This window comes from Amycolatopsis sp. cmx-8-4 (assembly GCF_046548675.1).
In the GTDB taxonomy this organism is placed as follows: Bacteria; Actinomycetota; Actinomycetes; order Mycobacteriales; family Pseudonocardiaceae; genus Amycolatopsis.
Window position 1 is genome coordinate 66,567 of sequence record NZ_JAEBDZ010000010.1, and the last position, 19,644, is coordinate 86,210.

18 protein-coding genes are annotated in these 19,644 nt (G+C 71.1%); 8 read left to right on the plus strand and 10 right to left on the minus strand.

Annotated elements, in window-relative coordinates; all coding sequences use genetic code 11:
- Positions 1-30: 30 nt before the first annotated feature.
- Positions 31-915 carry an SGNH/GDSL hydrolase family protein gene (locus ACLJQZ_RS22465; RefSeq protein WP_410621870.1) on the plus strand — a complete coding sequence of 295 codons (885 nt, stop codon included), beginning with the start codon at positions 31-33 and terminating at the stop codon, positions 913-915.
- Between the two features lie 64 nt (positions 916-979).
- Here ACLJQZ_RS22465 and ACLJQZ_RS22470 read toward each other — a convergent pair whose 3' ends face one another.
- Positions 980-1,783: an alpha/beta fold hydrolase gene (locus ACLJQZ_RS22470; RefSeq protein ID WP_410621871.1), complete on the minus strand. Its 804-nt coding sequence runs from the start codon at positions 1,781-1,783 to the stop codon at positions 980-982.
- Positions 1,784-1,799: 16 nt separating this feature from the next.
- Entirely contained in the window at positions 1,800-2,576 is a 777-nt protein-coding gene (locus tag ACLJQZ_RS22475) for an alpha/beta fold hydrolase (protein WP_410621872.1), read from the minus strand.
- A gap of 104 nt (positions 2,577-2,680) precedes the next feature.
- Here ACLJQZ_RS22475 and ACLJQZ_RS22480 point away from each other — a divergent pair, with 104 nt between their 5' ends.
- Positions 2,681-3,568 (plus strand): LysR family transcriptional regulator, encoded by an 888-nt coding sequence (locus tag ACLJQZ_RS22480; protein ID WP_410621873.1) that lies wholly within the window; start codon positions 2,681-2,683, stop codon positions 3,566-3,568.
- A gap of 456 nt (positions 3,569-4,024) precedes the next feature.
- Here the strand turns inward: ACLJQZ_RS22480 and ACLJQZ_RS22485 are convergent, their stop codons facing one another.
- Positions 4,025-6,649, minus strand: coding sequence for a valine--tRNA ligase (locus tag ACLJQZ_RS22485; RefSeq protein ID WP_410621874.1), 2,625 nt, complete (start codon positions 6,647-6,649; stop codon positions 4,025-4,027).
- Positions 6,650-6,705: 56 nt separating this feature from the next.
- On the opposite strand from ACLJQZ_RS22485, the gene ACLJQZ_RS22490 reads away from it, so the two are divergent.
- The 5 genes from ACLJQZ_RS22490 to ACLJQZ_RS22510 all read left to right on the plus strand — a co-directional run bounded on the left by ACLJQZ_RS22490 (position 6,706) and on the right by ACLJQZ_RS22510 (position 12,442).
- A complete protein-coding gene (locus tag ACLJQZ_RS22490) occupies positions 6,706-7,026 on the plus strand; it encodes a hypothetical protein (protein WP_410621875.1) in 321 nt (106 codons plus the stop codon).
- A gap of 19 nt (positions 7,027-7,045) precedes the next feature.
- A complete protein-coding gene (locus ACLJQZ_RS22495; protein ID WP_410621876.1) occupies positions 7,046-8,101 on the plus strand; it encodes a hypothetical protein in 1,056 nt (351 codons plus the stop codon).
- Positions 8,102-8,175: 74 nt separating this feature from the next.
- On the plus strand, positions 8,176-8,613 hold the full coding sequence (locus ACLJQZ_RS22500; protein WP_410621877.1) for a MarR family winged helix-turn-helix transcriptional regulator: 438 nt from the start codon (positions 8,176-8,178) through the stop codon (positions 8,611-8,613).
- 69 nt (positions 8,614-8,682) lie between these two features.
- On the plus strand, positions 8,683-10,002 hold the full coding sequence (locus ACLJQZ_RS22505) for an MFS transporter (RefSeq protein ID WP_410621878.1): 1,320 nt from the start codon (positions 8,683-8,685) through the stop codon (positions 10,000-10,002).
- Positions 10,003-10,135: 133 nt separating this feature from the next.
- Positions 10,136-12,442 (plus strand): FdhF/YdeP family oxidoreductase, encoded by a 2,307-nt coding sequence (locus tag ACLJQZ_RS22510; protein WP_410621879.1) that lies wholly within the window; start codon positions 10,136-10,138, stop codon positions 12,440-12,442.
- Between the two features lie 3 nt (positions 12,443-12,445).
- On the opposite strand, the gene ACLJQZ_RS22515 is transcribed toward ACLJQZ_RS22510, so the two are convergent.
- The 6 genes from ACLJQZ_RS22515 to ACLJQZ_RS22540 all read right to left on the minus strand — a co-directional run bounded on the left by ACLJQZ_RS22515 (position 12,446) and on the right by ACLJQZ_RS22540 (position 17,511).
- Positions 12,446-13,021 carry a hypothetical protein gene (locus ACLJQZ_RS22515; RefSeq protein ID WP_410621880.1) on the minus strand — a complete coding sequence of 192 codons (576 nt, stop codon included), beginning with the start codon at positions 13,019-13,021 and terminating at the stop codon, positions 12,446-12,448.
- A gap of 279 nt (positions 13,022-13,300) precedes the next feature.
- Positions 13,301-14,689, minus strand: coding sequence for an LCP family protein (locus ACLJQZ_RS22520; protein WP_410621881.1), 1,389 nt, complete (start codon positions 14,687-14,689; stop codon positions 13,301-13,303).
- 48 nt (positions 14,690-14,737) lie between these two features.
- Entirely contained in the window at positions 14,738-15,499 is a 762-nt protein-coding gene (locus ACLJQZ_RS22525) for an SDR family NAD(P)-dependent oxidoreductase (RefSeq protein ID WP_410621882.1), read from the minus strand.
- Positions 15,496-15,915 (minus strand): VOC family protein, encoded by a 420-nt coding sequence (locus ACLJQZ_RS22530; RefSeq protein WP_410621883.1) that lies wholly within the window; start codon positions 15,913-15,915, stop codon positions 15,496-15,498. The genes ACLJQZ_RS22525 and ACLJQZ_RS22530 overlap by 4 nt, the downstream gene beginning before the upstream one ends.
- Before the next feature lie 115 nt (positions 15,916-16,030).
- Positions 16,031-16,156 carry a hypothetical protein gene (locus ACLJQZ_RS22535; RefSeq protein ID WP_410621884.1) on the minus strand — a complete coding sequence of 42 codons (126 nt, stop codon included), beginning with the start codon at positions 16,154-16,156 and terminating at the stop codon, positions 16,031-16,033.
- On the minus strand, positions 16,156-17,511 hold the full coding sequence (locus tag ACLJQZ_RS22540) for an OFA family MFS transporter (RefSeq protein ID WP_410621885.1): 1,356 nt from the start codon (positions 17,509-17,511) through the stop codon (positions 16,156-16,158). Before ACLJQZ_RS22540 ends, ACLJQZ_RS22535 begins: the two co-directional genes overlap by 1 nt.
- Before the next feature lie 104 nt (positions 17,512-17,615).
- Between ACLJQZ_RS22540 and fdhD the strand changes: the two genes are divergently transcribed.
- The gene (fdhD, locus tag ACLJQZ_RS22545) at positions 17,616-18,440 is read left to right on the plus strand and encodes a formate dehydrogenase accessory sulfurtransferase FdhD (protein ID WP_410621886.1); all 825 of its coding nucleotides are present in this window, start codon (positions 17,616-17,618) and stop codon (positions 18,438-18,440) included.
- On the opposite strand, the gene ACLJQZ_RS22550 is transcribed toward fdhD, so the two are convergent.
- Positions 18,437-19,570, minus strand: a complete 1,134-nt coding sequence (locus tag ACLJQZ_RS22550; RefSeq protein WP_410621887.1) for an alpha/beta hydrolase family protein — start codon at positions 19,568-19,570, stop codon at positions 18,437-18,439. The genes fdhD and ACLJQZ_RS22550 overlap by 4 nt on opposite strands.
- Positions 19,571-19,644: the final 74 nt, after the last annotated feature.

A 19,644-nucleotide genomic window follows, 5' to 3' on the forward strand; every position in this document is an offset into this window, starting at 1 on the left:
GGGAGTTCCGCAGAACAGAACGGGGTCTTCATGCGCATCGCCCGGCTGCTCGTCGCCGTCGTCTCGGCAGCCACTCTCCTCGCTGTCACCGCCACCGCGGCTTCGGCGGCGCTGTCGGTTTCTCGCATCCACCACTACGTCGCGCTCGGCGACTCCTACACCTCGGGGCCGTTCATCCCGGTCCAGCGGACCGACCCGCTCGGCTGCGGCCGGTCGACGGCGAACTACCCGTCGGTGCTGGCGGACGCGCTCCGCGTCGGCGACTTCGACGACGTCAGCTGCGCCGGCGCCGACACCACGAACATGACCCGGCCGCAGTCCGTGCCGTTCAGCGGCACCAACCCGCCCCAGCTGGGCGCCCTGCGGATCGACACCGACCTGGTCACCCTCGGCATCGGCGGCAACGACTTCGGCGTCTTCGGCGGCATCGTCGGGACGTGCCCGGGCCTGCGGCAGGCCGATCCGACCGGCAGCCCGTGCGAAGAGCACTTCACGACCAACGGCGTCAACACGGTGAAGACGGCCATCGGGAACATCGTGCCGCGGGTCGAGGCCGTGCTCGCCGCCATCCACGAGCGCTCCCCCGGCGCGCGGGTCCTGGTCGTCGGCTACCCGCGGATCGCGCCGCCGAGCGGCTACTGCCCGGACGTCCTGCCGTTCGCCGACGGCGACTACGCCTGGCTGAACGAGGTCGAGCAGGAGCTGAACCAGGCCCTGTCGGACGCCGTCGAGGCGGACGGCAAGGCCGCCTACGTGGACACGTTCGGCCCGTCCCGCGGGCACGACGCCTGCGCGCGCGGCGGCTCGGCGTGGATCAACGGCAAGGACCAGAACATCTTCGTCGCGGCGGCCTACCACCCGCTGAAGGCGGGCATGGCCGGCGTGGCCGCGGTGGTGCTCAAGCAGGCCCGCTGACCCGTGCCGTGAGGGGCACCCTCAGGGACTCCGTGTCCCTGAGGGTGCCCCTCACGGCTTTGGGTCAGACCGAGACCGTCGCGGACACGAAGTCCAGGACCAGCCGCGCGAACTCGGCCGGCAGCTCGGCCGGGGCGCCGTGGCCGGCGTCGATCGTGGCGGCGCGGGCGCCGGGGATCGCCGCGACCAGCTCGCGCTGCTGCTCCGCCGTGACGATCCGGTCGTGGGCACTGCCGAGCACCAGCGTCGGCGCGGTGATGGCGCCGAGGATCGGCCGCAGGTCGACGTGGCGGTCGGCTTCCGTCTGACGGTCCGTGCCCGGCTGGATCATAGTCGTCAGGTCCGCGACGAGCTGGTCGTTGCCCGCAGCGGTCGCCGTCGACCAGTAGCGCGGGCCGAACGCCATCAGCGGCAGCATCCGGGCGAACGCCGCCGGGCCGCCGGCCAGCAGCTCCAGCCAGTAGCGGAACTCGGCGTCCTGCCGGACGTCGGTGACCGGCCAGGCCGCGTGCAGCACGGCGGAGCGCACCCGGTCCGGGTGGGTACCGGCCAGGTGCGCGGCCACCACGGCACCGAGCGAGTGCCCGACGACGTGCGCGGCCGCGACCCCGGCGTCGTCCAGCACCGCCAGCACCTCGGCGGCCAGGTCGGCGACGTCGATCGGCCCGCCGTGGTCGGTGGTCAGCCCCGAGCCGGAGAAGTCCGGGGCGAGCACGGTGAAGCGGTCGCGGGCCAGCGCCGTCAGCGGCGCCCACTGCTCGCGGGACGCGGCCGTCCCGTGGAGCAGGAGCAGCGCGGGGCCGTCGCCCTCGACGTCGTAGTGCACGGCGGCTTCCCCGCCGGCGAGGGTCACGGGGACCGTGGGCATGGCTTTCCTTCCGGGTTCAGGCGGCGACCGGGACGACCGCGCGCAGGGCCGCGGTGAACGCGCGGGGGTTCTCCTGGTGCGGGATGTGCCCGCAGCCGGCGATGACGTGCACCCGGGCGCCGGGCGTCAGGGCCGCGCACGCCCGCGGGACTTCGAGGGGGATCTCGGTGTCGAGCTCGCCGTGCAGGTAGGTGATCGGGACGGACAGCCGCGGCAGCCGCGGCCGCGGGTCGTACCGCGTCACTTCGGTGAACATGTCGTCGAGGTAGACGCTCGAGTCGGCCAGCTGGCGCACCGTCCAGTCGACCAGCTGCGGCGAGACGCCCGGCGCGAACCAGTACGGTACCCACTCCGCCAGGGTGCCGATGCGGTCGTCGAGCATCCGTTCGCGCAGGTCGAGGACCTTCTCCAGCATCGCCGCGGCCGGCCAGTAGGCCGGGCCGTCGACCGCGACGACCCCGCCGACGAGCTCGGGGCGGGCCAGGGCGAGCTCGGTGCCGAAGACCGCGCCGAACGACGAGCCGACGACGACGGCCTTCTCCAGCTCCAGCGCCTCGATCACGGCAGCGACGTCGGCCGTGACGCCGTCGATCGTGTTGCCCTCGGCCGGCTGGTCCGAGCGGCCGCACCCGCGCCAGTCGAAGGTGACGACGCGGTGGTCGCGCACCAGGTCGGGCAGGCACGACTGCCAGACGCGGCCGCTGGTCCCCCAGCCGTGCAGGAGGAGCAGGGCGGGGCCGCGGCCGGCGTCGTCGTAGTGGAGGCGGGTGCCGCGAACGTTCAGGGAGGGCATGGCGGGTTCCTTTCGCTCGGGTTCGAGCCAACCGCCCGGACGTGCGTTTTCCGATGAGCACTCCGCTCGTACACTCATCACGAACGCTGATGAATGGAGGCCCGGTGGAGCTACGGCAGGTGCGGTACTTCGTCGCGGTCGCCGAGGAGCTGCACTTCGGGCGCGCGGCCGAGCGGCTGCACATCGTCCAGCCCGCGGTGAGCCAGCAGGTGCGGCGGCTGGAGCGGGAGCTGGGGGTCGCGTTGCTGAGCCGGACCACCCGGAGCGTGTCGCTGACCGAAGCGGGCCGGCGGTTCCTGCCGCACGCGCGGGCGGTGCTCGCGGCGACAGACCGGGCCGCGGACTCGGTCGCGGAGTTCCGCGCCTCCGGCACACTGGTCCGCCTGGGCACGAGCGAAGGCCTCGGCGACCGGCTGGATGTCCTTCTGAACGCGTTCGCCCGGCTCGCGCCGTCGGCCGCGTTGGAACTGGTCCACGCCCCGACACCCCAACGGCTGCAACGCGTCCGCGACGGCTCCCTGGACGCGACGATCGTCCGCGGCTCGTGGCCGGGATCCGGGCTGGACTTCACTCCCTTGTGGACGGACGAGGTGATGGTCGCACTGCCCGCGTCGCACCCGCTGGCTGCCGCTTCGGAGGTTTCATTCGCCGCGCTGGCTTCGCTTCCCGCGCGCCTGAGCCCGCCTTCCCGGAACCAGCCGCTGTACGACCTGGTGCTCGCTTGCTGTCGCGAAGCGGGCTTCGAACCGGTGCTGGGCAAGGATTTCACCACCGCACAGGACACCTTGGGCACCCTGGGCTTCGGCCGTCCACACTGGACGGTCTTCTACCGGGCACACGCGAACCTGCTGCCGGTACCGGGGGTGGCGTTCCGCCCACTGCGCGACCCGGCACCACGGATGCCGACGTACCTGGCGACGCCGGCGGACCGCCGGCTCACGCCGGAACTGGTGGCGCTGATCGAAGCCGCGCGGGCGACCGAAGCCGGCTGAGCAGCCCCCGTTTTCCAACCTAACGAAGGGGTACGACAGTCCCGGCCTTTCCCGGCAACGCGAACGGGCGCTGTCCACAGGGAACAGCGCTCGTTCGGGTCGGTCGCCCGGCGGCACTTTCACGTGAAAGTGCCGCCGGGCGCATCACATGGGCGCGTTCTTGACCAGGTGCCCGAGCGCTACGAACCGCTGTGAAGCGCGCTGGTGGCGCCGAAGGACACCGGCTCGCCCGGCAGTGGGTTCCCAGTTCACACCCGGAGGCTACGCTCGGCCGTCGCACGACAAGGACTGTTAGTTCAGGAGACCGGCTGAGCAGCCCCCGTTTTCCAACCTACCGAAGGGGTACGACAGTCCCGGCCTCTCCCGCCAGCGCGAACGGGCGCTGTCCACAGGGGAACAGCGCCCGTTCGGGTCGGCGGGAGAGGCGGCACTTTCACGTGAAAGTGCCGCCGGGCGTCAGGAAGCCGGGAGGGCTGCCAGGCGCGCCGTGATGCGGTCGATGTCCGTAGCCGCCGTTTGCTTGCGGGTCTTGATCTTGTCGATCACCGGGGCCGGGGCCTTGGCGATGAAGGCCTCGTTGCCGAGCTTGGCCTCCGTCTGGGTCAGCTCCTTCTGGGCCGCCGCGAGGTCCTTCTGCAGGCGCTTGCGCTCGGCCTCGACGTCGACCGTGCCCGAGAGGTCCAGCTCCACCGTGACCACGCCGTCCGCCAGGGCCACCTCCAGCGACGCGCTCGCCGCGAAGTCATCCGACGGCTCGGTCAGGCGCACCAGGGAACGGACCGCCTCCTCGTGGCCGCCCGCGTAGCCGCCGAGGCGGGCCGCGACCTTCTGGCCCGGCTTGAGGCCCTGGTCGGCGCGGAAGCGGCGGATCTCCGTGACCAGCTTCTGGACGTCGGCGATGTGCGCGTCCGCAGTCGTGTCCGCGTAGCCCGCGAAAGCGACCGGCCACGATGCGACCACCAGGGACTCGCCGCCCGTCAACGCCTTCCACAGCTTCTCGGTGATGAACGGGATGAACGGGTGCAGCAAGCGCAGCACCGTGTCCAGCACGTGGCCCAACACGGCTCGGGTCGCGGAGACGCGCGCGTCGTCACCTTGGTACAGCTGGACCTTCGCCAGCTCCAGGTACCAGTCGCACAGCTCGTTCCAGGTGAACTGGTAGAGCGCGCCGGCCACCTTCGCGAACTGGAAGTCCTCGAACAGGCCGTCCACTTCGGACACCAGCGCGCCCAGGCGGCCGAGGATCCAGCGGTCGGACTCCGTCAGCTCCGAAGCAGCCGGGAGAGCGGAAGAGACCGAAGCGCCGTTCATCATCGCGAACTTGGTGGCGTTCCACAGCTTCGTGCAGAAGTTGCGGGAACCCGCGGCCCACTCGTCGGCCAGCGCCATGTCCGCGCCCGGGTTGGCGCCGCGGGCCAGGGTGAACCGGGTGGCGTCGGCGCCGTAGGCGTCCATCCACTCCAGCGGGTCGATCACGTTGCCGCGCGACTTGGACATCTTCTTGCCCTGCGCGTCACGGATGAGACCGTGCAGGTAGACGTGGTCGAACGGCGGGCGGCCGTCCATCTGGTGCACGCCGAACATCATCATCCGGACGACCCAGAAGAACAGGATGTCGTAGCCGGTCGACAGCACGCTGGTCGGATAGAACTTGGCCAGGTCCTCGGACGACGACGAGGGCCAGCCCAGCGTCGACATCGGCCACAGGCCCGAGGAGAACCAGGTGTCCAGGACGTCCGGGTCCTGCGTCCAGCCCTCGCCCGCCGGCGGCTGCTCGTCCGGGCCGACGCAGACGACTTCGCCGTCGGGGCCGTAGAAGACCGGGATCCGGTGGCCCCACCACAGCTGGCGCGAGATCGTCCAGTCGTGCATGTTGTCGACCCAGTCGAAGTACCGCTTGCCCAGCTCCGGCGGGTGGATCTTCGTGCGGCCGTCGCGAACCGCGTCGCCGGCCAGCTTGGCCAGCTCCTCGACCTTGACCCACCACTGCAGCGACAGCCGCGGCTCGACGACCGTGTCGCAGCGCGAGCAGTGCCCGACGGCGTGCACGTACGGCCGCTTCTCGGCGACGATCCGGCCGAGCTCGCGCAGCGCCGCGACCACCGCGGGCCGCGCCTCGAAGCGGTCGAGGCCCTCGAACGGGCCCGGGACGGTGATTTCGGCGCGCTCGTTCATCACCGTGAGCATCGGCAGGTCGTGCCGGCGGCCGATCTCGAAGTCGTTCGGGTCGTGCGCCGGGGTCACCTTGACCGCGCCGGTGCCGAACTCGGGGTCGACGTGCTTGTCGGCCACGATCGGGATGCGGCGGCCGGTGAGCGGCAGCTCGACGGTCGTGCCGACCAGGTGCGCGTAGCGCTCGTCGTCCGGGTGGACGGCGACCGCGGTGTCGCCCAGCATCGTCTCGGCGCGGGTGGTGGCCACCACGATCGCGTCGTCGCCGTCGCCGTAGCGGATCGACACGAGCTCGCCGTCGTCGTCGTTGTGGTCGACCTCGATGTCCGACAGCGCGGTCTGGCAGCGCGGGCACCAGTTGATGATCCGCTCGGCGCGGTAGATCAGGCCTTCGTCGAAGAAGTTCTTGAACACGGTCTGGACGGCCTTCGACAGGTTCTCGTCCATGGTGAAGCGCTCGCGCGACCAGTCGACGCCGTCGCCGAGGCGCTTCATCTGGCCGAGGATCCGGCCGCCGTACTCGGCCTTCCACTCCCAGACGCGCTCGACGAACTTCTCGCGGCCCAGGTCGTGGCGCGAAAGGCCTTCACCGGCGAGCTGGCGCTCGACGACGTTCTGCGTCGCGATGCCGGCGTGGTCCATGCCCGGCAGCCATAGCACCTCGTAGCCCTGCATGCGACGGCGGCGGCTCATCGCGTCCATCAGGGTGTGGTTGAGCGCGTGGCCCATGTGCAGGGAACCGGTCACGTTCGGCGGCGGCAGTACGATCGAGAACGGCGGCTTCTCCGACGAGGCGTCGGCCGTGAAGTACCCGGCCGCTACCCAGCGGTCGTACATCGGTGCTTCCTCGGCGGCCGGGTCCCAGGCACCCGGAAGGTCGGTGGTCTGCTGCGGAGCGTTCTCGGTCACAATGGACAAGTCTACGAACCCGTCACGGCGGGTCACCCAGGGGGAAGGCACTCGGGATGGCACAGCCTCAGCAACCGCAGGATCCGGACGACCGGCGCCTCGAGACGCACCCGGACCTGATGAACCCCGACTGGCAGAAGTACGCCGAGCGGGACGCCTGGCTGGGCGCCAAGAAGGACCTGAGGAAACGCCGCAAGCGCGACCGCCGGACCGGCGGCACCCAGCAGCCCGGCAGCAGCCGGTGGCCGGGGCTGCTCGCGCTGCTCCTCGTCGTCGCGCTGGTCGCGGCGGCCGTCGTCGTGCACCAGGTCCAGGGCGTCGGCGTCAACGAGGACCCGTTCCTGTTCTTCGGCGCCTCGCTGCACACTTCCGCGTAACGAACGCGTCCTTCCGTCGATGATCAGTCATCGACTGTGGGGGAAGCACGTGGACGAGGACAACCTGCTCGAAACGCACCCGGACCTGATGGACCCGGAGTGGCGCAAGCACGCCCAGACCGACGCCTGGCTGGGGGCGAAGAGCGACCGGAAGAAGTTCCGCAAGCAGCAGAAGCGCGCCCGGCGGAATGCACCTTCGCCCGGCCGGGGACGCCGGTGGGGCCTGATCGCGTTCGTGCTGATCCTGGCCGTGACGACGGCGGTGGTCGTGGCGCTCGGGCAGCGCACGCCCGCGAGCGAAGCGGGCACCCCGGACACGCCGGTGCCGACGACGGTCAACCCGACCTCGGTCGCCCAGTACGCGCCGGTGGACCTGAAACACGCGTACGCGCGGACCCCGGCGGACGTCTGGCGCAAGGGCATCGACGGGATCACCGTCCCCGCGCCGGCCGCGATGGGGTCGTTCACCGCACCGCAGGTCGGCGACGCCTACGCGAAGGTGAAGCAGGCGATCACGGCGTCCCGGCTCGACCCCGCCGTGCTCGACCGGCACGACACCGCGGCCTACCTGGCGCTGTTCGCGAAGGACGCCCAGGGCGCCATCGCGAAGGAGCTGGGGACCAAGCCCGACTTCTCGGCCTACGTCACCGAGCTGGCCGACGGCTACCACCTGCTCGACCAGGGGCCGCGCACGTTCGGCTCGATGACCGCGAAGGCCGGCGCGAAGCCGGGCGAGCTGGTGGTCGACGTCAAGTACGTCACCGCGTACGCCTTCGACAACGTCCACCCCGACGGGCTGCAGGGCCCGTGGGAGATCGTGAGTTTCGTGCGGTCGGACGAGAGCTACGTCGTCCGCCAGGGCAAGAACTTCGCGGCGGGCAGCCGCGGCCTGTGGCCCGGCGACGGCGGGGGGAGCTTCTACGACTCGATCGGCTGCGAGGCGCTCAAGCAGGGTTATCTCGCACCCGCATACGCCAACCCGGACCAGCCCGGGCTGCCCGGCGACGACCAGGAAGTGCCCGGCGCCTACGACCCGAGCCTCCCCATGCCCGACGTCCACGGCTGCAAGGACTGACCCTCCCGCACTCCCGCCGAGGAGTGCGTCACAGCCAGATGCACAGTCTGGACTGTGCAGTCTAAGCTGTGGGTATGGGTGAAGTACCAACGCACGTCGCCGAGAACGCCGGCTGGATCCGCGGGGTCGTCGGGCAGCTGCACCGGCGGCTGCGCCAGGTCGACAACGCCGGGATCCTGACGCCGTCGCAGTCCGCCGTGCTCAACCGGCTCTACCGCAGGGGCCCCGCCACGCAGGGCGAGCTGGCCGCCGCCGAGCACGTGCGGCAGCAGTCGATGGCCGCCACCCTCGGCGTCCTCGACGAGCTGGGCTACCTCGCCCGCACCCCCGACCCGGGCGACCGGCGCCGCGTGGTGATCAGCCTGTCCGACGCCGGCACCGACACCGTGCGCGGCGTCTTCCAGCACCGCGAGGAATGGCTCGCCCAGGCGCTGGTGGACGAGCTGTCCCCCGCCGAGCTCGAGACCGTCGTGCGCGCCCTGCCGCTGCTGCAGCGCGTCGCCCAGCACTGACCCGAAGGAGTCCTCACGACCACCCTCACCGCTCCCGCCAAGTTCGGCGCCCGCCTGGTCACCCCGCTGGTGGCCGGGGCGGTGCTCAACCCGATCAACTCCACGCTCATCGCCGTCGCGCTCGTGCCGATCGGGCGGAGCTTCGGCGCCGGCCCCGGCCAGACGGCCTGGCTGATCTCCGCGCTCTACCTGGCCACCGCGGTCGGGCAGCCGGTGGTCGGGCTGCTGGTGGACCGCTACGGCGCCCGCCGGGTGCTGCTCGGCGGGGCGGTGCTGGTGATCGTCGCCGGGATCGCCGGCATGATCCCGCTCTCGGTCGGCTGGCTGACCGGCGTGCGCGTGGTCCTGGGGCTGGGCACCTGCGCCGGGTTCCCGGCCGCGATGGCCGTATTGCGCCACCACGCCGAAGCGAGCGGCCAGGGCGTGCCCGCGAGGGTGCTGTCGCTGCTGTCGATGTCCGCGCAGACGGTGATGGTCATCGGCCCGACGCTGGGCGGACTGCTCATCGGCCTGTTCGGCTGGCCCGCGATCTTCGCCGTGAACATCCCGCTCGCCGGGTTGTCGCTGGTGCTGGCCCTGCTGTGGGTGCCGAAGGACGACCGCGGCGCGCGCACGGCGGCGCCGATCGACGTCCTGGGCATCGCGCTGTTCTCCGCGACGCTGCTGGCGTTGCTGCTCTTCCTGATGAACCCCGGCGCGGACCTGTGGCTGCTCGCCGTGGTCGCCGCCTTCGCCGTCGCGTTCACGCTGGTCGAGCTGCACCGCGCCGCCCCGTTCCTGGACCTGCGGATGCTCGCGGCCAACGGCGCGATCCTGCGCACCTACCTGCGGCAGGCGCTGAGCTTCATGGCGATCTACGCGATCATGTTCGGCTACGTCCAGTGGCTCGAAACCGCGCGGCACCTCAGCGCGGAGGCCGCCGGGCTGATGCTGCTCCCGATGTCGGGCACGGCGGTGTGCGCCGCCGCGTTCTCCGGCCGCGGCACCGGCATCAAGGCCCGGCTGGTCACGGTCGCCATCGCGCTGCTCGGCGGCTCGGCGCTGCTGCTGGTCGTCCACGACGGCACGTGGATCGGCGCGCTGCTGGCCCTGACCGCGCTGTTCGGCCTGGCGCAGGGCCTGACCAGCGTGGCGAACCAGACGACGCTGTACCAGGAGGCACCGGCCGAGCAGATGGGCACGGCGAGCGGCCTGTTCCGCACTGCCCAGTACCTGGGCGCGATCGTGGCCTCGACGCTCATCGCGCTCTGTTATGGCCCGCACGCCGACTCGGCCGGGCTGCACCGGCTGGCGATCGCGCTGATCGTCATCAGCGCCGCCCTGCTCATCGTCACCGTCGTCGACCGCGGACTGCGCGCCACCACCGCCGCCGGCGTGAAATCCGCGTGAGGCGATGCATCTTTCCTAGGGAAAGTGACGTCTCACGGGGCTGACGGCGCATCTTTCCCAGGGAAAGTGACGTGTCGGTGGTGTGACCGACCCCCTGGTCGCGTGAACGGTCATCGGGGCGCACCATGAACACATGACCCGTGAGGCGCCGGCACAGGACGTGGACGAGGACCGGCTCGAAGTGCACAAGCCGAAGGGCTGGGCGGCCGGTATACCCGGCGTGGCCGTGTCGCTCCTGCGCAGCGTCGAGCAGATGGGCACCGGCCGGACGGTCAAGGCGCTGCGGCTGCTGAACCAGCGGCAGGGCTTCGACTGCCCGGGCTGCGCGTGGCCGGAGCCCCGCGAGGTCGACGGGGAACACCGCAAGCTGGCCGAGTTCTGCGAAAACGGGGCGAAGGCCGTCGCCGAGGAGGCGACGAAAAGGCGGGTCGGCCGGGAGTTCTTCGCCGCGCACCCGATCGCCGAACTGCGGGAGAAGACCGACTACTGGCTGGGCCAGCAGGGCCGGATCACCGAACCGTTCGTGCTGCGCGAAGGCGCGTCGCACTACGAACCGATCTCCTGGGACGACGCCTTCGAGCTGGTCGCGGGCGAGCTGAAGGCCCTGACCGACCCGAACGAGGCGTTCTTCTACACCTCGGGCCGGACCAGCAACGAAGCCGCGTTCCTCTACCAGCTGATGGTGCGCTCGTTCGGCACCAACAACCTGCCGGACTGCTCGAACATGTGCCACGAGTCCTCGGGCGCGGCGCTGCAGGCGACCACCGGCATCGGCAAGGGCTCGGTGAGCCTGGCCGACATCCACAAGGCCGACCTGATCGTCGTCGTCGGACAGAACCCGGGCACCAACCACCCGCGCATGCTCTCGGCGCTGGAGGAGGCCAAGGGCAACGGCGCGAAGATCATCGCGGTCAACCCGCTGCCCGAAGCCGGGCTGATGCGGTTCAAGAACCCGCAGAACGTCCGCGGCGTCGTCGGCAAGGGCACGCCGCTGGCCGACGAGTTCGCCCAGATCCGCCTCGGCGGCGACCTGGCGCTGTTCCAGGCCGTCGGGCACCTGCTGCTGACCTGGGACGAGCAGGCGCCGGGCGCGATCGTCGACCGGGAGTTCGTCCAGCACTCGACCGAGTACTTCGACGACTACGCCAAGCACCTGCGCGAGATCGACTGGGCCGAAGTCGAGCGGGCGACGGGCCTGGAGCGGGAGCAGATCGAGCGCGTCGCGCGGATGATCGCGTCGTCGGAGCGGACGATCTACTGCTGGGCGATGGGCCTGACGCAGCACAAGCACGCGGTCCCGACGATCTCCGAGATCGCGAACCTGGCGTTGATGCGCGGGATGATCGGCAAGCCGGGCGCGGGCCTGTGCCCGGTGCGCGGGCACTCGAACGTCCAGGGCGACCGGACGATGGGCATCTGGGAGAAGATGCCGCAGTCCTTCATGGACGCCCTCGCCGGCGAGTTCGGCATCGACGTCCCGCGCGAGCACGGCCTCGACACCGTCGACTCGATCCACGCGATGCGCGACGGCCGCGGCAAGGTCTTCTTCGCCGTGGGCGGCAACTTCGCCTCGGCTACGCCGGACACGGAGGCGACCGAGAAGGCGCTCCAGTCGTGCTCGCTGACCGTGCACGTCTCGACGAAGCTGAACCGCTCGCACGTCGTGCACGGCCGCACGGCGCTGGTCCTGCCGACGCTCGGCCGCACCGAGCGCGACGTCCAGGCCGCGGGCGAGCAGTTCGTCACGGTCGAGGACTCGATGTCGCAGGTGCACGCCTCCCACGGACGGCTGAAGCCGGCGAGCGAGCACCTGCTGTCCGAGGTCGCGATCGTCTGCCGGCTGGCGGAGAAGCTGCTCGGCGCGGGGCACGCGGTGCCGTGGCGGACGTTCGAAGGCGACTACGACCTGATCCGCGACCGGATCGCGCGGGTCGTGACCGGCTGCGCCGACTACAACCGCCGCGTCCGCGAGCCGGACGGGTTCGTGCTGCCGAACGCGCCGCGCGACTCCCGCGAGTTCAGCGGCACGGCCAACGGCAAGGCCAACTTCACGGTGTCCGGACTGGAGTACCCGAAGGTGCCCGAAGGCCGGCTGCTGCTGCAGACGATGCGCAGCCACGACCAGTACAACACCACGATCTACGGCCTGTCCGACCGCTACCGCGGGATCGAGAACGCCCGCCGCGTCGTGCTCGTCAACCCGGACGACCTGGCCGCGCTGGGGCTGGCGGACGCCGCGATGGTCGACCTCGTGTCGGAATGGCACGACGGCGACCGCCGCGCCCCGGCGTTCCGGGTGGTGTCCTACCCGACGGCCCGCGGCTGCGCGGCGGCGTACTTCCCCGAGGCGAACGCGCTCGTGCCGCTCGGCTCGGTGGCCGACAAGTCGAACACGCCGGTGTCCAAGGCGATCGTGGTGCGGCTCGAGCCGCAGCCCTGATGGTCAGCCTTGGTAGTCCCGGCGCAGGGTGCCGGTCATGTCGGTGACCATGGCCTGGACGTTGTCGAGCGTGGCCGGCGGGATCAGCGCGGCCTCGGTCCCGCCGTCGGCGATGGCCAGGCCGAGCACGACGTTGCCGGTGCGCACGGCCGCCCACTGCTCGGAGAACCCGGCCTCGTCGCCGACGCCGGTGGCGAGCCGCACGCCCGAGTGATCGCCGAGGGCGTCGGTCATCAGCTGGGTGGCCTTGGCGGCCGCTTCGGCGGCGTCGGACGCGGTGAACCGCACGACGGCGATCGTCACGATCCGGTAGTCCTGCAGGTTCGCCTTCCCGCCGCCGAGATCGCGGGCGAACAGGCGCTTGCAGCTGGTCAGCTCGTTGCCGGCGCTGGAACGGTCCTCGGGCACGACTCTGGTGTCGACCGTCTTGATCGAGCCGGCCGGGATCTCGACGGTCCCGGGCGCGAGCTGCTTGAGGATGTCCGGCCCGGGCAGCTTGCAGGCGTCCACGGCATCGGGGTAGTGCACCGTCCCGGACGTCGACTGGCAGCCGGCGAGCAGAACGGCTGAAGCGATCATCGGAAGTGTCCACCACCATTGGCGGACGGAGCTTCTGCGCATTCGGTTTTCCTGGGACGAAAACGGTGGAAATTGGTTTTCCTGATGATCGCCGATCCGGTGATCAGTCGCGGTGGAGCGGCGCCGAAACCGTTCGGCACCCGAGGTTTCACGGTTCGATGAACCCTGCCTCACCAGGACAGCAGCGTCAAGGACCACCATCGCAAGTGGTCCACTGTGGTCCGGTCCCCGCCAGGAGAAAACAACTTCGACGCGTTTCGGGAAAATGACCAGCGCGGCTCAGTCCACGCAGACGACTCCGCCCGATGTGATCGGTTCGTCGCCGCCCGGCGCACCGCCGCCGCCCGCGATTCCGGGGCCCGAATACACTGTTCCCAGCACCACCTCGATGTGGCCCGCCGGGACCGAGGACGCCTGCTGGGTCGTCAACCCGCCCAGGAGCTTCGCCACGTCCGCGCCCCGGTCCGCGAGGTCCGGGCCGAAACGGACCAACGACGTCCGGCGCGAGGCCGTGTTGCCCGCCGTTCCCGGCGCGAATCCGTTGTCCCGCAGAAGATCCCCGACTCGTGCGGCCAGGCCCGAGCGTCCGCTCGCGTTGGACACATCGACGATCGGCGCGGGCGCGGCGGGCACGGGCGCGCCGATCAGCCCCGCCGCGAACGCCTTGACCTGAGCCGGATCCACCTGCACCGCGGTCGCCTGCGGGTTGGCCGGGTTGTACCGGTAGTCCACGTTGACCGTCGGGATCGTCGCGAACTCGATGCCACCGCCGGAAACCCCGCGCATCTGCGCGACGAAGTCGAGCAGGTTCCAGGACCCGTCGAGGACCACCGAGCGCTTCACCGCGTCGATGAGGTCCGACAGCTTGCCCGGGTCGCTCAGCGTCCCCGACGACAGCACCTGCTTCGCCAGCCCCGCCAGGAAGACCTGCTGCCGCCGGGCGCGGCCAAGGTCGCCGCCCTTGACGTAGTCGCGCTGGCGCACGAAGGCCAGCGCGTCCGGGCCCGCGATCCGCTGGGGGCCCGCCTTGAAGTCCGCCCCCGAGTTCTTGTCCTTCGTGTCCGCCTTCAGGCAGACGTCGACGCCGCCGACCGCCTTGCTGATCTCGGAGAAGCTCAGCAGGTTGACCTCGGCGAAGTGGTCGATCGTGACGCCGGTGAGGTCCTCGACCGCCTGCCGCGTCGCGCGGCGGGCCGCGGTCAGGGCCTCCTGGTCGATCTTCGCCTTGTCCGTCTCCCCCGCCTCCCGGCGGTTGCGCGCTTCCGCGGCCTTGGCACGCCCGAACGCGGCGTTGATCTTCCCCTTGCCGCCCGGCATCGAGACGTAGCTGTCCCGCGGGATCGAGAACGCCTTGACCTCCTTCGTGCCGTTCGGGATCCGCAGCACGATGAGGGTGTCGGTGAGGTCGTCGCCGTTCGGGCCCACGCGCAGCTCCCGCAGCATGTCCGCCGGCAGCGGGTTGCCCTGCAGGTCGGTCCGCGAGTCGCGGCCGACCAGCAGGATGTCCAGCGAGCCGTCGGCCGGCTGCTCGCCCGGTTTCGCCGCGGCGCCGATCACGTCGTCGCGGGTGACCTCGTCGAGCGAGCGCAGGTTCGCGTAGCCGTAGGCCGTGCCGCAGAAGACGATCACGGCGACCCCGGCGACGACGACTTTCCCCAGTGGATGCACGCCCTCCTGACGTCGTCGCCGCCCGATCTGCTGCACCGGTGAGCCACGTCACATACGCAGGTGGGACGCTCCGTTGAGGTCGAGGATCGCGCCGGACGCCCAGGTCGCGTCGGCGGAAGCCAGGTACAGCACGGCCGCCGCGACCTCCTCGGGCGTCCCGACGCGACCGAACGGGCTCTGCGCGCGCAACGCGTCGTCGATGCGGTCCAGCTGGCGCTCGGTGGCGGTGAAGCCGGGCGCCACGGACGTCACCGCGATCCCGTGCGGCGCCAGCGAAACCGCGAGGGACTGGCCGAACGCGTGCAGGGCGGCCTTGCTCGCGCCGTACGCCGGGTTGTCGGGCTCGCCGCGGAACGCGCCGCGTGAGCCGACGTTGACGATCCGGCCGGGCACCCCGCGGGTCATCAGGTGCCGGGCGACGCAGTAGCTGAGGTTGGCCGCGCCCAGCAGGTTGACGTCGACCGTGTGCCGCCAGATCCGCTGCCAGTCCGCGTAGGACACCCCGGTGACGGGGTGGGCGGTCTCCGGCGTCGGCGCGACGCCGGCGTTGTTCACCAGGATGTCGACGCCGCCGAGCCCGGCCTCGGCCGTGTCGGCGATCCGCTGGGCGGCCGCCGGGTCGGCGAGGTCACCGGTGACGAGCACGTGCCCGTCGCCGGGCAGGGCGGCGAGCGTCGCCTCGGCGTCGGCCCGCCGGGTGCCGTAGTGGACGGCGACGCGATGGCCGTTCGCGGCGAAGGCGCCGGCCACCGCGCGCCCGATCCCGCGGGACGCCCCGGTGACGAGGACGCCGTTCCCGAGTCCGCTCACAGCGCGAACAACTGCGACTCGTCGCGGAACGCCTTGAACTCCAAGGCGTTCCCGGCCGGGTCGTGCAGGAACATCGTCCACTGCTCACCCGGCTCCCCGGCGAAGCGCTGGTAGGGCTCGATGACGAACTCGGTGCCCGCGTCGCGCAGCCGTTCGGCCAGGACGTGGAAGTCCTCGACGGTCAGCACCAGCCCGAAGTGCGGCACCGGGACGTCGTGGCCGTCGACGGGGTTGCGCCCGGCTTCGGCACGCGCGCCGGCGACGACGTGCGTGACGACCTGGTGACCGCGGAAGTCCCAGTCGACCCACTTGCCGGCGGAGCGGCCTTCGCTCAGGCCGAGCACGCCGCCGTAGAAGGCGCGGGCGCGGCCCAGGTCGTCGACGGGGATGGCGAGATGGAAGGCGGGACGGGTCACAGCGGTCCTCCAACAGGGTCGGCTGTCACCAGCCTGGAGCGATAATGTCTTAATGTCAACATTGAGACATCAAAGGTGTGCCCGGGACCACTCGCGGTGGTCCCGGGCACGCCGGTCAGCCGAAGAGCTGCACCAGTTTCAGGAACAGCTGGTAGATGCCGTAGGCGAAGGGCAGCACGACCCACGCCCAGGCCAGCACGATCAGCGGGACGCGGTTGGGCCCGGCTTTCTGCTCGCTCATCACGCCTCGCTCTTCGCGGTCTCGCCCGCCGCGGCGGGCTCGTGGAACTTCGCCTTCACCGGCCGCACCAGCTCGTTGGCCACGAAGCCGACCACCAGCAGGCCGATCATGATGTAGAACGACGTCGCGTAGAGGTCCGGGCCGGACTTGCCGGCCGACTTCTCGCTGTCGGCGATGGCGTTGACGATCAGCGGGCCGAGCACGCCGGCGACCGACCACGCCGTGAGCAGCCGGCCGTGGATCGCGCCGACCTGGTAGGTGCCGAAGAGGTCCTTCAGGTACGCCGGGATCGTCGCGAACCCGCCGCCGTAGAACGACAGGATCACCATGGCGCACAGGATGAACACGAGCTTCGACGAATTCGACGTCAGCGCGATCACCAGGTACAGCACCGCGCCGACGCCGAGGTAGGTGCGGTAGATGTTCTTGCGCCCGATCGCGTCCGATGTGGACGACCAGACGAACCGGCCGAGCATGTTGCACAGCGACAGCAGTGCGACGAACCCCGCTGCCGCGGCCGTGCCGACCGGGGTCGAGGTGCTCTTGAAGAAGTCCACGATCATCGGGGACGCCTTCTCCAGGATCCCGATGCCCGCGGTGACGTTGAAGCACAGCACCACCCACAGCAGCCAGAACTGCGGCGTCTTGATGGCGTTGGCCGCCGAGACGTTCGCGGTGGAGATCATCGCCCGGCCGTGGTCGGCCTTCGGCTCCCAGCCCGCCGGTTTCCAGCCCTCGGCCGGCACCCGCACGATCAGCCAGCCGAGCGACATGAACGCCGCGTAGACGACGCCGTGGATCAGGAACGCCGTCGCGATGCTGCCGGTGGTCGGCGTGGTGCCGATCATCGACGACGACCACGGCGACGCGATCAGCGCGCCGCCGCCGAAGCCCATGATGGCGATGCCGGTGGCCATGCCCGGCCGGTCCGGGAACCACTTGATCAGCGTCGAAACCGGGGAGATGTAGCCGATTCCGAGGCCGACGCCGCCGATCGCGCCGTATCCGACGACGACGAGCCAGAACTGCCCGGTCGCGACACCGAGTGCCGAGACGAGGAATCCGGTGGCGAAGCAGCACATCGAGACGAACATGGCCCAGCGCGGGCCGTTCTTCTCGACGAGCGTGCCGCCGAACGCGGCGGACAGCCCGAGCATGACGATGCCGAGCTGGAACGGCAGCGAACTCTGCGTGCCGGTGAGGTGCATCGTCTTTTCGAGCGGGGTCTTGAAGACGCTCCACGCGTAGGCCTGCCCGATCGACAGGTGCACCGAGAGGGCCGCCGGGGGCACCAGCCAGCGCGTCCAGCCTGGGGGTGCGACGATCCGGGAACGGTCCAGGAAGCCGAGAGCCATCGGATCCCTCTCCTAGAGTGGGGATGATGGAGGGAATGTATTACTAAATACCCGGTGTTGCACCATGCGAGTGTCAAACTTTCCGGCGGCGAAGGGTGCGAGCGATGGGCAGGGTGACCGTGCGGCGGCCGGTGCGGCGGATCACCGCGACCGGGGACCGGCGGCGGCCCGACTCGCTGGCCGCCGAAGAACCCCTGGAGCTGCGGGTCGGCGGCCGCGCGCTGTCGGTGACCATGCGCACCCCGGGCCACGACGTCGAGCTGGCCCACGGCTTCCTGCTGTCCGAAGGCGTGATCGGCGGCCGCGAGGACATCGCGGTCGCCCGCTACTGCGACGGCGTCGACGACCAGGGCCGCAACACCTACAACGTCCTCGACATCGCGCTCGCGGCCGGCGTGCCGCCGCCGGACGTCGGCGTCGAGCGCAACTTCTACACGACGTCGTCGTGCGGGGTCTGCGGCAAGGCCGCGCTCGACGCGGTCAAGCTCAAGACGCGCTACTCCCCCGCCGACGCCCCCTTCGCGGTGAAGAGCGAGACGCTCGCCACGCTGCCGGACGCGTTGCGCGCTCAGCAGAAGGTGTTCGCCAGTACCGGCGGGCTGCACGCGGCGGCCCTGTTCACCACCGGCGGCGGGCTCGACGTCGTGCGCGAGGACGTCGGCCGGCACAACGCGGTCGACAAGGTGCTCGGCTGGGCCGTCATGGCGGGCCGGATCCCCGCGCCCGGACACGGTCTGCTGGTGTCCGGGCGCGTGTCCTTCGAGCTGGTGCAGAAAGCGGCGATGGCCGGGATCGGCTTGCTGGCCGCGGTGTCCGCGCCGTCGTCGCTGGCCGTCGAACTGGCCGAGGAGAACGGCATGACCCTCATCGGCTTCCTGCGCGGCGAGTCGATGAACCTCTACACCGGCGACCACCGGGTCCTGACCTAGGAACACCCTCCCGGGTCGCAGAAGGCGACTTCGGGGTGGGCCGCCGACGGCCCGTCCAGCACGGGCCGCGGCCGGTGGCGCAGGTGCAGGTCGAGGAAGGCCCGCGTGTAGTCCCGCGTGATCGCCAGGCCCCGCGCGCCGGGCAGGGTGGCGCCGGTGGGGATACCGACTTCGTCGGTCAGCAGGGCGAGGTCGCTGAACGACTGGTGCACCGCGCCGTCGACCAGGATCCAGCGCTTCCAGCCCGTCAGCCGCGGCCAAGCGGCCTCCCAGGTCGAAGCGGCCGGGCCGCTCCCGGGCGTGTACTGCTCGACGCGGCCCAGCAGCAGGAACGGCCCGGACAGGTCCCGTGGCACGGGGTTCGGGGAGCCGTCGAGGTCGATCCCGGCCTTGATCCGGGGATCGGTGAGCATCGCGATGATGGCCGCCGTCCCGCCCGCCGAGTGCCCGGCCATGGCGATCCGCGACCGGTCGATCAGGCCCGCGCCGGCCCACTCCGGCCGGGCCCCGGTCAGCTCGTCGAGCACGAAGGAGACGTCCTTCGCCCGTCCTTCATCCACTTTCCGCCAGTAGGCCTCGTCGCGCTCCGGGACGTCGCAGGCGGCGCAGGTGGTGACCCGGCCGCCGGGAAAGCTCGTGCCGACGCTCTCGTAGGTGTGGTCGACCGCGGCGACCACGTACCCGTGGCTCGCCAGGTCCTCGGCGAGGCCGGTCATAGTGCCGCGCCCGTGCTTGAACCCGGGTGAAAGCACGACGAGCGGCAGGCTGTGCTCGCGTCCGGCGGGCCGGACGTCGGTGTAGGCGTTGGTGCGGGTCGTGCTCAGGATGTCCGGCGGCAGCGTGGTGATCCCGCCGTCGGCGAGCAGGAGCCCGGACTCCTCGGGTGTCATGTACTGGGACCGGTGCCGTCCCGGCGCGGCTGCCGGGTACCACACGGACACCATCAGTTCCCGCGCTTTCACGCTCGGGACCCACGGATCGGGCCGCGAGGTGTCGGTCAGGTCGAGGGTGGTCACGCCGACCGGCTGCGCGCCGGTCGGCTTCGGCAGGTACGGCGTCTCGCTCGCCGACGCCGGTGCGGGCAGGGCCAGAAGTCCCGCCAGCACGGCCAGAACCGCCGTGAATCGCATGTCGTCCCCCTTGCTCGGTGCTGGTGAGGCACCGACGTCAGGAGCGCGCGACGGCGGGCCGCGTCGGCCGCGGG

Excerpts from the sequence above, each read along its gene's own strand:
- ACLJQZ_RS22500 (WP_410621877.1), top strand. The coding sequence starts at position 8,176 with ATGGGTGAAGTACCAACGCACGTCGCCGAGAACGCCGGCTGGATCCGC.
- ACLJQZ_RS22535 (WP_410621884.1), bottom strand. The coding sequence starts at position 16,156 with ATGAGCGAGCAGAAAGCCGGGCCCAACCGCGTCCCGCTGATCGTGCTG.
- ACLJQZ_RS22540 (WP_410621885.1), bottom strand. The coding sequence starts at position 17,511 with ATGGCTCTCGGCTTCCTGGACCGTTCCCGGATCGTCGCACCCCCAGGC.
- ACLJQZ_RS22550 (WP_410621887.1), bottom strand. The coding sequence starts at position 19,570 with ATGCGATTCACGGCGGTTCTGGCCGTGCTGGCGGGACTTCTGGCCCTG.
- ACLJQZ_RS22490 (WP_410621875.1), top strand. The coding sequence starts at position 6,706 with ATGGCACAGCCTCAGCAACCGCAGGATCCGGACGACCGGCGCCTCGAG.
- ACLJQZ_RS22510 (WP_410621879.1), top strand. The coding sequence starts at position 10,136 with ATGACCCGTGAGGCGCCGGCACAGGACGTGGACGAGGACCGGCTCGAA.
- ACLJQZ_RS22475 (WP_410621872.1), bottom strand. The coding sequence starts at position 2,576 with ATGCCCTCCCTGAACGTTCGCGGCACCCGCCTCCACTACGACGACGCC.
- ACLJQZ_RS22515 (WP_410621880.1), bottom strand. The coding sequence starts at position 13,021 with ATGATCGCTTCAGCCGTTCTGCTCGCCGGCTGCCAGTCGACGTCCGGG.
- ACLJQZ_RS22495 (WP_410621876.1), top strand. The coding sequence starts at position 7,046 with ATGATCAGTCATCGACTGTGGGGGAAGCACGTGGACGAGGACAACCTG.
- fdhD (WP_410621886.1), top strand. The coding sequence starts at position 17,616 with ATGGGCAGGGTGACCGTGCGGCGGCCGGTGCGGCGGATCACCGCGACC.
- ACLJQZ_RS22465 (WP_410621870.1), top strand. The coding sequence starts at position 31 with ATGCGCATCGCCCGGCTGCTCGTCGCCGTCGTCTCGGCAGCCACTCTC.
- ACLJQZ_RS22470 (WP_410621871.1), bottom strand. The coding sequence starts at position 1,783 with ATGCCCACGGTCCCCGTGACCCTCGCCGGCGGGGAAGCCGCCGTGCAC.